Origin of the sequence: Chryseobacterium gregarium DSM 19109, assembly GCF_000430845.1 — a bacterium.
GTDB lineage: Bacteria > Bacteroidota > Bacteroidia > Flavobacteriales > Weeksellaceae > Chryseobacterium > Chryseobacterium gregarium.
Map to the genome: position 1 here is coordinate 138773 of NZ_AUMU01000012.1, position 12867 is coordinate 151639.

Here is a 12867-nt window from a genome sequence, read left to right on the forward strand (position 1 = left end):
TTATTTTTCAAAATCAAAACCGGAGGCCCTGCCTACAGCATCGGCCCCGAATCTGTTCTTGAGATAGTCCATGGTTTGGTACAGATTCATCTGTTCTTCGGTGTCTTCAAACAGGCTCATCTGATGGTTCCCATGGACCAGGTCAGTGAACCGAAGTCCGATCAGCCGGATCCGCATCCTTCGGGTATATAGCCGGTTGAAAAGTTCCAGCGCTATCTTCGATAAGGTATGGTCTGCCGAGGTGTAGGCCACACGGTTCTGTTTCGTCTCGGTATCGAAATTAGCATAGCGGATCTTGACTGCCACCGTAGAGGTAAGCCATTTTTCCTGCCGAAGCTGGTAAGCCAGCTTTTCCGACATGTTGTTTAAAATTCTTTTTAATTCCGGGAGATCAATGGTATCGTTGATAAACGTCTGTTCTGTGGAAAGGGATTTGCGCTCGGAATATGGGACTACCGGACTCTCATCAATCCCGTTAGCTTTCTTCCAGAGGTCTTTCCCACTTGTACCGATCATCTGCTGCAGAGCCATAACAGGCATTTCGGATAAGGTATGGATGGTACGTATCCCTATCCTTGACAGGAGCTGGAACGTTTTATCCCCAACCATCGGGATCTTCCTGATGGACAGAGGGTTCAAGAAAGACCGGATATTCACCTCGGGAATCTGTAGTTTCCCGTCAGGCTTCGATTCCCCGGTCCCGATCTTTGAAACGGTTTTATTGGCGGATAAAGCAAAGCTGATCGGAAGCCCCGTTTCTTTGGTAACGTCTGCAGCAATTTCCCGCGTCCACCGGTAACAGCCGAAAAATTTATCCATTCCAGAGAGATCTAAATAAAATTCATCTATACTCGCTTTTTCCATTACCGGAACTTTTTCCTGGATGGCTTCAGTCACGGTATGGGATAGATTTGAATACAGTTCATAATCTCCTTTAATGACCTTAGCTTCAGGACAGAGTCGGAGTGCCATACGAATAGGCATAGCAGAACGCACTCCGAATTCTCGTGCTTCATAGGAACAGGAGGCCACCACCCCACGGTCGCCTCCTCCTATGATCAGAGGAATTCCCCGGAGGGCATCATTATTGCGCCTCTCGCAGGATACAAAAAAGGCATCCAGGTCCATATGTACAATCGCACGGTTCATTATGCAAAACTAGATACTAATTGTATCATTTTTTGTATATTTGTTGATACAATTTGTATCAATGTCAATTTTTTCAGATAACATCAGGCTTTTAAGGGCTAAGAGAAAGGCTACTCAGCAGGAAACAGCAGATGCTGTATTGTTGAGTAGGGTCAGGTATTCCAAGTATGAGGACGGAAGGTCAGAGCCTCCTTATGAAGTACTGATTCGGATCTCGAAATATTTCAATCTGAGCATCGACCTTCTCCTTACTGTGGATATCCGGAAATATCCGCTCGAAGATATCCTGCATCTCCCTGATAACCGGATCGTTCTTCCTGTGATGATCGACCGGGAAGGCAACAATTACATCGAAATTGTTACACAAAAAGCTTCCATGGGATACCTATCGGGATACAGCGATCCGGAGTATATTGAGAGCCTTCAGCAGATCTCCCTGCCATTCCTTGCAAATGGAAAATACCGGGCATTCCCCGCGCGCGGGGATTCCATGCCGCCGTTCAAAGACGGCTCCTACATCATCGGTAAATATGTGGAAAATATTGAAGACTTAAAGCCGCATAAGAGCTATATTTTTGTTACTCTCAATGACGGCATTTCCTATAAAAGGTTTAAGCAGCGAAAAAAAAGAGCAGTCACTGTGGCGGCTGACAATTCTTTTTATAAACCGTATGATATCCCATTAGGAGAAATTGTAGAAATCTGGCAGTATGCTTCAGGAATATTCCCCGAAGATTTTGAACCGGATCATTATAAAAATTATAATTTGCAGGATATGTTTTTGGAGATCAGAAAAGAGATCAGAAATTTAAATGATAAAATTTCTTAATTAAATAAAAATATTCATGCTTAAATACAGTGAAGATGTACTCAAGAAACTGAAAATATAGTAAAGTTTATTTTTTTAAATAACCTCTGTAATCCGATACCTTCACCAAAGGAGTAAGTCATGCAACTATTTATTAAGTATTTCAATCGTTGATTGCACTGAACAATGTAAGTATTGTTTTTCGCATTATTATGAATAAACTGTAAGATTGGCTTCTGTGCCAAAAAAAATCCCATCACCAATAAGAGCCTGTATTTCAATATATTAAATTATTTTAAATACGTCAAGTTTTGTCGCACTGCAGTCATATCTTTGTTTTCCAGAACACCAAAAACTGATTATATGGATAAAATAACTTTACAGCGAACAGAACAGCTTCACCCTACAGTAAGAGAAGAAGTGAAGCAGATTATCAAGGAATGTGATGAAGCATTAACCGGAAGGGCAAAAGTAAGAATCACCCAGGGACTGAGAAGCTTTGAGGAACAGGAAAAACTGTATGCGATAGGCAGAATCACTTCCGGTAAAAAAGTAACGAATGCCAAAGCAGGGCAAAGCATCCACAATTACGGGCTTGCCGTAGATATCTGTTTAATGATTGACGGAAAAACGGCAAGCTGGGATACTGTTAAGGATTGGGATAATGATAAAGTCGCAGACTGGTACGAATGTGTGAAAATCTTTGCAAGACACGGCTGGGACTGGGGCGGAAACTGGAAAACCTTTAAAGACCTTCCCCATTTTGAAAAAAAGAATATGCAGACTCAAAAAGGCCTGATAAAAACAAGCTGGAGAACCCTGCTTAAAATGAACAGGGACCATAACGGATATGTAATTTTATAATTCTCCTTTATTTGAATTTATTTTTTAACACGACGACTTCTGTCGCATCTCCGGCCTACCTTTGCTTACAAGAAATACCAAAAGCAATCATTATAAAGCTAAAACCAATAGTTAAATTTCTCAGAAAACTATTGGTTTTACTTGTCTAAAGTTGTTGCGTATTTCTTAAGAAAAAGTAGAAAATAACAATGAAAAAGACAACCATTCTTTCTTTGGACGGGGGCGGGATCAGGGGAATTATCACCTGTATTATCCTGCGCTACATAGAAGAGCAGCTGCAGTTGTATGACAACCCGAATGCAAAACTGGGAGATTATTTCGACCTGGTAGCAGGAAGCAGTACAGGAGGCCTGATTGCATCTATTATTTTATGTCCCGACGAGCACCGGAAGGCAAAATATTCTATCCAGAAAGGATTGGAACTATATGCTGAAAAAGGTGGCAATATATTCCAGGTTTCCTTTTGGGAGCGTATCGTAAATCCGTTTGGATTGATCAACGAAAAAATACCTCAGGAAGAACTTGAAAAAAACCTGAATGATTTTTTTGGAAAATTAGAATTAAAGGAATTGATAAAACCATGTTTAATAACAAGCTATGATATAGAAAACAGAAGGTCCAAAATATTTAATTCCTGGAAAGCACGCTTAAGCACTGATAATTTTTATGTCAGGGATATCTGCAGGGCGACTTCCGCAGCACCTACTTATTTCACACCGGTCCAGATCAAATCCATGTACGGACAGATTTTCAGCCTGATTGACGGAGGCATGTTCGCCAATAATCCGGCATTATGTGCTTATGCAGAGGCCAGGAAAATTCCTTTTGCAGAAGTTATGAAAAACCATCAGAAAGCAAATTATCCGACGGTGAATGACCTGCTGATCATTTCTATCGGAACAGGTATTGAGGCAAGACCTTATTCTTTTAAAAAGCTAGAAAAAGCAGGAAAAATCGGCTGGGTGAATCCTATTATCGATATTCTCATGTCTGCCAATGCGGAAACCGTGGATTACCAACTGGGCCAGATGTTTCAGACTCTGGGATCAAGGAACCAGAAAAATTATTACCGGCTCAACCCTTCATTGAAGAACGCTTCTCCGGCAATGGATAATGTGAGAAGGTCTAATATTGAAAGTCTGATCCAAGCCGGCCTGAGTTATATTGATGATAACAGAGATTTGCTGAATCAGATCGTTCAAAAACTGATCAGGAATAAAATATAAGCTATTTTACTTATAAAAATAATAAATAAGCTAAAAACCTTATAATAATATATTTTTAAAAATTATTTTTTATACGTCAAGTTTTGTCGCTTCCGCAAAGTACTTTTGATTCAGAAACCAAAACAAAATAACCTGTCACTCAATATCATGAAAATATATTACAATATTCAGTTTGTGATTTAGAAATTTCAATAGCCGGTATCTCCGGGCTATAACACCCAACATATCTTCAAATTTATGATTCAGCCCAGATGCTGGACAGGATATGTATTCCCTAATAATAACAGTTTGCTAGCACTGTATATAACCAATTTATTAACCTTAAAAAAAACCATTAAAATTATGGCAAATTTAGTACAAGAATTAAACAGCTTAGATTTCAGCGTTTACATTGGCGGTCCGTTACAGGCTGCGGTAAAAGCACAACATGACGCATCTATTTCTCAGGTCAACTTTATTAAAGAAGTAGGTTTCACTCCCGGAGCCAGCGGACAGCCCGACGTTTTGAGATATGTGGATTTTAATTACAAAAAGTCAGTCCCTAATCCGGCTTATGATTCAACTGCAACCAGTGGGGCTACAAGCAACAGGTTCATCGATGCGGAAGTTAACCTAAAAGTACCTTTTCTTTCAATGCTTACCATTCCGGCTCTGAGAATTGATGAAATGACCATTGATTTCAACGCTAAACTAAACTCTGTTGAAACCCAGAATGTTTCCAGCGAATTCAGTGGCACTGCCAGCTTAAGTGCCAAGTTCTGGAAAGTGAAGTTTAATGCATCTGCATCATATAAAAAGACTTCATCCAGCACTTCCACCACCGAAAAAACCTATACTTTGGGAGTACATGTAAAAGCGGTAAACGACGAATTGCCGGCCGGACTTTCAAGAGTTATGGATATGCTGGAAGACAGTATTTCCGCAGTCAATAATTAACCTTTTCGGATGGTTGCATCAGCAACCATCCTTTTCTACCATCTTATTAACTAAAAAAATTTTATCATGCCAAAATTAAATGAATATCTGGGAGGAATTGTTTCTGAAATTGCTTCTGCCCGAAAAATGGCCGATCTGCAGACCCTGGAAATCGCAAAAGAATACGCAAGAGACGAGATGCTGAAAAACTTTTCGATTCCGAGAATGAAGATCGGAACCGTAGATCTTACCATTCCTTTTGCCACAGCAGGAAGCCAAACCATTCTTAAACTCAGGGATTTCGCTTATGACGAAATTATCAAAGTAATGAAAACAGGCTACAATGCAGCCGATGCATCAAGCGACAAGGAGCTCAAGAATTTTCTGTTCGACATGGAAATATATTATGATGATGTCATCAATAAAATCAGAAAAGAAAACACGCTGACAATAACTGCGGCACAAGAAAAGTATTTTGATACCATTCCTGAATATATCACCGAATTCTGTGTAGGCCAGCCCAATTTTAAATGGGGTGAAGTTAAGTATGAAACACTGCAAAAAAGCCTGAAAGAGCGCACTCTTTTTGAAGCCAGAAAAGTCATCGAAAAGGTTGATCAAAACGAGATCATTGTAGAGGCCAGCAAGCTGATGAGCCTGGATCCGAAATGCCTGATTTATGCCAAAATGAGCGTAAGTGAATCCGGAATGGAATGGTCCCGGTACGAAGATATCAACGGAAATATCATTGAAACTTTAATTCCTGAATAATGAGAAAATCACAGTTTATTCTCGTAAGCCAGCTTAAGGAAAAGCTGCAGGAGTTTCCCGGTATTGTTTCTTCTCTGGAAAAAAAGGACCCTTACTTCATCGATAAAATCATGCTCTGGCTGAAAGCTTCGGAAGATATCTTCTCTACCTATAATATCAGCGAGGTCTCTGAAATAGCCGGCTTCAGGAGCAAGATCATTGCCGCAAGAATAACAGAAGGAAGAGGAGTGAATGTCAAAAAGAATCAGATAAAAGCAGCTTCCGGAATTCTGTACGACATCCAGAATTCCGTACTCACCGTACTTACTCCTTATGAAAGAAAGATCAGCGAATGCCGGGAAATCGTAAAGCAACTGCTGGTACTGACCGCCCAGACCCGCACACAGCTCTATGATGAAAACCTTCCGTTCGAAGATTTTATTAAAAAAATATGGCTGTATATTTTGTCTGAGAACGACCTGAAAATGGGCGCCATCAAACTCAAATCATTGCTTTCTGAGATGGATATTATAATGCTCATGGGTGATGAAATAGAATTAAGCGACTTCTCTTAAAATAACTCAATCCTGAGTTATTTTTTTTTCACGTCAAGTTCTGTCGTTGCCTGCCCGTACATTTGAATCATAATAAAAAACACCGATATAACAACTACCCTATTAAAATTGCCAATCAGATTCCTACCGGACACCTATACCATAAACCAATCTAATTCATACCATATGGAAACACCAAATCACAATCCAGACATCATCTTTGATGAAGACCTTTACACCATAGAATGGAGCGACATCGAAAATACAGAGATAGACTATGACCATTATCTCAATGACATTGAAAACTTCTTCCGCCAGGACATAGAAAATGAAGTCTTTGAAGAAGATCTGTATTAAAATAAACGTAAACACGTCAAGTTCTGTCGCTGTCCACGAGTACCTTTGAAATATACATAAAGCACAAAAACAATCCTTTAAAATTTTATCGAACCCTTTGAATTCACCATTCATAAAATGCTGGACAGCCGGAACTGTGTTTAAAAATAAACAAAAACAGAACAAATTGATGTTTGTCCGGATAAATCTTAAGCCGAAGACCTGAGTGTCTAATAAAAAGTTGCTTCGACCTAATTATCAACCCTTAAAATATCATGTAAGCAAGAACTTGGTTTCCGATAAAGATAACAAATGCTTAAAGAAAAACATCTATGCCTTTTTCTTATATAACCATTTTCCTCTAACCCTTAATTATATAAAAACTGGTTAACAATTCAATTAAAATTAATACAAATGGCAACAAAAAACACACAAAACAATTCGCAAACCCTTTTCAGATTTGTAAGCTTAAGAAACCCGCAGCTAACGGAAACCAAAAAGGAAAATTTTGGTTTTATTCTTAGGCCTTCTAATTTATCAAGTGCTTTTGATAGTGCTGTTAACCCCGGAGATTCTGCGCTTGCAAAATTTCAGGCTTTGGAAAGAGCTGCACAAAACTTTTCCCCTAAAGGATATGAATCTGAACTGATTGTGGAACAGAGCACGTTAGCAGAAGCATTAAAAATCGGCAGAAAAATCTCCAGAAAAGAAACGCTTTCTGCATCTGATGAGGCCACTGCTAAGACCTTATACAACAATAGCAGCATTCAAAGCAAAATTCCTGAATTATGGGACAATCTCATATACCAGATAGTTACAGAAAAGAACTTTTATGTAAAAGAAGCGCTTATTCATATTTTGAAAGCCATTCACTTCGGATATGTCTGCACTTTACCGGTGACACCAGAAACAGCAAAAACAAAAGCGAAAGCACTGACGGCTAGGGTTGTATTACCAATGAAGTTTTTCGGTGACGGATATGAAGGCGCAGTACTTTCAGGGCCGGGATTAAGTACTGGCAGTACTTTGAATGGAGATTCTTCTCAAACAGAACAAAGAATAGCCGATACAACAGATCTTCCTTTATCCGTACAGAACCAATTAATGGCGGAAGGGAATGAAATCTCCGACTTATCAAAATTGAATTTTGAAAAGGAAAGCCTTGAAAAACTAAAATCAGAACTGCAGAGTATTCAAACGGTTTATGTAAAATTAAAAAACAAAGCATACGAGACTGCAAATCTGGAATATAAGGAGCGATACAAAAAAGAGATTGACGCATACAATATACAGCTTGAACGAATAAAATCTCAGATTACAGAACAAATGACCGAAGCTGAAATTGATAAATTATACGAAAGCCTTCAGCCCTTAAACATTCCTCTCTTCCAGCTCACTTATAAAAATGAACTTAACTTTGAAGATTTAAAAGACGGACTTTCCTTAGATTCTTTAAAATTATTTGTTAATTTATTTACTAAAAAGGCAGGGAGGCCTGCAGCCGGCACCTATGATGATAATTATACTGCAGTATTGTCTGAAAGAAAATTGCAGCTAGGGAGCTATATCGTTGAAATGAATACCTTTTATGATACTTATGCAGAAGTATTCGAAAAGCTGGATCAACAGTTATCTGCTGCCGTTCAATTACTGCTTCAAAAATCTCCTCTTAAAGAAGAAAAGTATCTTAATCTGGGAAATATATTAGTGCCGGTAAGTAATTCTCAAAGCAACCTTTCTCAGGCTGTTTCAAGGACTTATTATTTTAAAGCAAGTTATAATACAGGTATCGCGCAGACTTCTTCTTCGCTTACCTTTTATTATCAGGCCGAAAGCAATTCGTATGGTTTAGGGTCAGCAAAGATTTCAGCAAGCACAGACCTGGGCCTTTTCGAAGAAACCTATTCAAATATAAATATTGTCGAAAATAAAGTGACCTTTCCTCCTGTTTTAGTCAATCGATTTGGCAAAGTGATCAGATCATTGAAAATTCAGATTTTCTTTAATAACGGAAAGCAGGCAACTTTAGAATACTCGAATATAATTATTGATCAGCCTTATACCGGAATCTTATATACCGAGGCAATAAAAACAGATGGTTCCGATGGCAACCCTACTCCACAGCCGGGTGTTTTCTTTCCTAAATATTTCGGGGTAAAAAGACTGGGCATTGCCGATTATCTGAAGGTCGTACAAACAACCCATGCGTATGTTCCGGGAGATGTTACTCATATTGAGAATATAATGGCCAAGGAATTTAAGCAGAAATCTACCCGGAAGCTGAGAAGAAGTGAAATTCAGACTACGGCTTCCAAATATACTGAAAGGGAAACCTTAAGTGACACCACTTCAACAACCAGAAATGACATGCAGTCTGAAGTGGCCAACATTATCCAGCAGGATACCAATGCGGAAGCACATTTTAATTATGGTGGCAAATCCTATCAGGTCGGCGGCAGCTTTGCTTCCCATAATGCCAAAGAGAACAGCATAAGACAGGCTGTTGCAAAATCCCAGGAAATCACTGAAAAAGCGACGGAAAGACTGCTTACCAAAGTAGCTGAGGAAAGGATTGAAAAAATCATTGAAGAGTTTGAGGAAAACAATGCTCATGGTTTTGATAACAGAAATGGTGATAAACATGTAATCGGTGTTTACCGGTGGGTGGATAAAAAGATGAAGAATCAGATTTACAACTATGGCAAACGTACCATGTTTGAGTTCATGATTCCTGAGCCAGCCAAACTGCACCGTCTCGCAACCGCAGCCTCCGTAACGGAAACCCTGACCGCTCCTGCTGATCCGAGAACGGCTCCCCGGCCAAGAACAATGGCAGATCCCAAATCAGCGTCATTGGATCAGATACAGTATTGGGCAGGCATCTATGGTGTCAAGCTGACCGAATTAATGGAAACAACCAAAAAGTTCACTACCGGCTCGCAATGGATTAAACTGAATGGCGATGGCGGGTATAAGCATTTGAACATTGATATCCCTGCAAATTATCAGGCAAGCCATGTAAAAATGTGGTATGGATTTGAAAGAAACAGAAAAGGAGGAAGCACTTTATATACCAGCAATTTTGCAGGAGGCATGGTGCCTTTTAACAATGGCTCTACTTCTATTGACGGCATTGCAGAATTTTCTCCTCAGAATGTTACCGGCACCTATGATTTTGTCTATCAGGCATCCAATATTGACTCCGTTAACTTCAATTTTGAAGTGACCTGTAAGCTTTCTGATGCCTATATGAATGCGTGGAAGCAGGAAAATTTCGATGCTATTATCAAAGCTTATCAGGAAGCCTATACTGCATTCCAGGAAAAGAAAAAAGAACTGGAAGCCGTCGCCAAAGAGCAGGAAAAAGAAAACCAGGAAAAAGTCTCCGTTTTCTACCGTGATATGGAAAGGGTCATCCTTAAGCACAACTGTATCGCATTTTTACTTCAGGATTATTCTGCCCTGGGTAAAAACCTTACCAATAATGCCAAAGCCATGCAGGATTTCAGTATTATCCTTGATGAAAATATGGATCAGTATACGGCTTTAGCCAAATTTATGGAACAGGCTTTTGAATGGACCATCATGCAATATACCTTTTACCCTTATTACTGGGCCAACAGAAATGAATGGCAGAATATGTATTTATCCAACAGTGCCGACCCGCTGTTCAGGAATTTCCTTCAGGCAGGTATGGCAAGAGTAGTCATTACGGTAAATCCAGGCTTTGAAGATGCCGTACAGTTCTTCCTGTCTACCGGAAGAATCTGGAATGGCGGTGAAGTCCCTGTTATCGGAGATCCGATGTATATGAGTATCGTTGATGAAATGCGTGAACCGGTAGGATTGAAACAGGGTAAAGCATGGATCAGCACAGTTCCGACTGCCCTGAACATCTTACAGAAAGATTCTGCAGGCTTGGTAACGGCTACGGCATTGCCATTTACACAGGAAAATCCTGACGAGTTTGAAGTTCCGGCTGATGTCGTTACGGAAACTGAATTTCCAATTATAGCCGATGCCCAGCTTAATTCCGGAAAAGACCGGTTTGTTGACAACATCGAACTCAATGAAGGATTTCTTCAGCTGACCACAGATGATAATCCGAAAGAATTGGTAGCCCAGCTGCCTCTGTCTGATCTGAAAAAGGCCCTTCAATAATTTAAAAGTGTAATAGAATTTTTTTCTGAAAATTATACAAATCCCCTTCCTCACAGTAGGGGAACAGGAAAAATGTTGTTTAATACAAAAATGAAATACAATGAATTTTCAGGATTATTTAAATGAAATACAGGATTTTGATGATGCTTCACAAAAAGAACTTCTGGCAGACTGGCAAAACGGAAATATTTTAGACTTTTCTTCGATGATGGAGCAAAATAATAAAAGCTTTCAGGATTTTCTTGGTACCAAAAGCAGCATTTCGCAACCTATACGGCTGGGAGAAACAGTAAGAGGCATGAGCAATGTAAGTCCCTTATTACAGGTACAGCCTTCAAATAATAGTAAAACAGTGCAGCCTATTAAAAATTGTTATTTTATAGATGCACAGATAGAGCAAAAAGGAAATCTCACGGTTATCAATGATTTAAAAAAAACAACTAAGGATAGCTATTTATATACTTCTTTAGATGTTTTTTTTTGATAAAAATCTTAATGGAGTACAGGATCCTGATGAAAAACTGATGTTTACCGTTTATTTTTTCTTCTCAGATGACGGAAATAAGGTTCGTGAGGCATACAATGCATCAAAATTAGGAGAAAACGATATTTATTTTTTTATTGAAGGTGATGAAGATTTTTTCTCTCCTAAAAAACTTTATGCAAAGGTTTCTCCATTTGTAAGAAACCAATTTTACATTAAAGGTGGAGAACTGGACGAAAGATTCTTTAATTCTTCAGTAATGAATTCATTATCAAAGAATACAGCTCTGGATACAGACATAATAAAAGAACTTCTTGAAAAAGGAAGTATTGAAAAGAATAATGTAAATCTGGAGAACATTTTAACAACGCTTAAACAGGGACTTCTGTATTTTTTTTCTACATCAAAAGCAACAGGATGGATTTGTAATAAGATAGGAAACGGTCTGGATTATCTTAAAATATCCGATGACTTTTGGGATACTCAAAGTGAAGATTATTTTTTTGACAAAGATAACCTTCTCAAAAAGATTACTATTTCAGACGATTTACTGAATGATCTTGATAAGCTTTTTGTAGATAAAAAAGGATTGGATCTCCATGACATTACTCCGAATATTCTTGAAGAGTATATAAAAAAATATGCGAATGCAATAAAAAAATTCATCCGTTATTATAACAATTTCATTACAAGAGAGGTAGAGGCTTTTTATAAATTAACAGATAATGAATTGGACAACTTCCCTGCAGGAAAAACGCAAATGTGGGTTGCTTACCGTTGCGGGTTATGGAATGGGTTGGTGGATTTTATATCTTCAATCTTTAAGTTCGTAGGAAGTATTTTAGATGCTCCCTTTAATGCAACCGATGACTTTCAGGGGGCCATGGAAACTTTGGATAATATCTATGATTTTTTATTTGGCGGAGATTTTTGGGATAATTTGGAAAATGCAGCTTCGGAAATGTATAATAAAATGCTGGATTTTTGTAAAACTCACAATAAAGAAGATTATGATTGGGTAAGGGTTTCTTATATTGCAGGAAGCGGGATTGCTTTTATTGCCAGTTTTTTTATACCTTTTACACAGGTTTTAAAAGCAGCCAAACTGGGCAAAATTGCTGAAATTATTGAGATTGTAAATAAAGAAGTCGGAGCCGGCATTTCAGCCGCCGCAAGGTATGGAAAGGATCAGGCATACAAAGCATTAAGTGCTTTACTGGAACTTTTCTCAAAAGGAGGTAAGGCCTTTAAGACTTTTCTGCAACAGGTTTGGAATGAGTTGGAAAAGTGGTTTTTAAGCGCAAAGCACAAACTCTCTAAAGCTAAAGAATTTTTAGGATTGGGCTTTAGTAGAGAAACAGCAGAAACTTTAGGGAATCATGGATTGAAACCGAAGACTGTTTTTCAGCAGACAGGTGCAGGAATGAATGTTCCATATGGAAACTTTATAACAAGACTGGAATATAAGGGTTTTGTAGTTTTTAGAGGCAGCAAGAAAGCAGTTGCCGCTTTTGCGAAAGAGCTGGATGAAATGGGAGTTGAAGCAGCAACTAAATATTTAAATGAATTAGCAGGAATCGAACGCAAAGGTAGAAAAATACTTTATATTGATAATATAGA

10 protein-coding genes and 1 pseudogene are annotated in these 12867 nt (G+C 38.6%); 10 read left to right on the forward strand and 1 reads right to left on the reverse strand.

The features are described from left to right. Window positions 1-1149, reverse strand: a complete 1149-nt coding sequence (dinB, locus tag H561_RS0114550; protein ID WP_027387683.1) for a DNA polymerase IV — start codon at window positions 1147-1149, stop codon at window positions 1-3. A gap of 61 nt (window positions 1150-1210) precedes the next feature. On the opposite strand from dinB, the gene H561_RS0114555 reads away from it, so the two are divergent. The 10 genes and pseudogenes from H561_RS0114555 to H561_RS0114600 form a co-directional block, all read left to right on the forward strand. Next, the gene (locus tag H561_RS0114555; RefSeq protein WP_027387684.1) at window positions 1211-1978 is read left to right on the forward strand and encodes an XRE family transcriptional regulator; all 768 of its coding nucleotides are present in this window, start codon (window positions 1211-1213) and stop codon (window positions 1976-1978) included. A gap of 342 nt (window positions 1979-2320) precedes the next feature. After that, on the forward strand, window positions 2321-2821 hold the full coding sequence (locus H561_RS0114560) for a M15 family metallopeptidase (protein ID WP_027387685.1): 501 nt from the start codon (window positions 2321-2323) through the stop codon (window positions 2819-2821). A 188-nt stretch (window positions 2822-3009) separates the two neighbouring features. Beyond that, entirely contained in the window at window positions 3010-4047 is a 1038-nt protein-coding gene (locus H561_RS0114565; protein WP_027387686.1) for a patatin-like phospholipase family protein, read from the forward strand. A 342-nt stretch (window positions 4048-4389) separates the two neighbouring features. Next, on the forward strand, window positions 4390-4983 hold the full coding sequence (locus H561_RS0114570; protein WP_027387687.1) for a DUF2589 domain-containing protein: 594 nt from the start codon (window positions 4390-4392) through the stop codon (window positions 4981-4983). A 66-nt stretch (window positions 4984-5049) separates the two neighbouring features. Continuing rightward, entirely contained in the window at window positions 5050-5733 is a 684-nt protein-coding gene (locus H561_RS0114575) for a hypothetical protein (protein WP_027387688.1), read from the forward strand. Then, a complete protein-coding gene (locus H561_RS0114580) occupies window positions 5733-6287 on the forward strand; it encodes a hypothetical protein (protein ID WP_027387689.1) in 555 nt (184 codons plus the stop codon). Before H561_RS0114575 ends, H561_RS0114580 begins: the two co-directional genes overlap by 1 nt. A gap of 165 nt (window positions 6288-6452) precedes the next feature. Then, on the forward strand, window positions 6453-6623 hold the full coding sequence (locus H561_RS23980; protein WP_155845799.1) for a hypothetical protein: 171 nt from the start codon (window positions 6453-6455) through the stop codon (window positions 6621-6623). A gap of 393 nt (window positions 6624-7016) precedes the next feature. Further along, window positions 7017-10763 (forward strand): coiled-coil domain-containing protein, encoded by a 3747-nt coding sequence (locus H561_RS23380; protein WP_051349399.1) that lies wholly within the window; start codon window positions 7017-7019, stop codon window positions 10761-10763. Between the two features lie 100 nt (window positions 10764-10863). Further along, the gene (locus tag H561_RS0114595; protein WP_027387691.1) at window positions 10864-11247 is read left to right on the forward strand and encodes a hypothetical protein; all 384 of its coding nucleotides are present in this window, start codon (window positions 10864-10866) and stop codon (window positions 11245-11247) included. Then, window positions 11234-12867 (forward strand): annotated as a pseudogene (locus tag H561_RS0114600) (hypothetical protein); the annotation flags it as partial. The gene H561_RS0114595 and the pseudogene H561_RS0114600, both read left to right, overlap by 14 nt.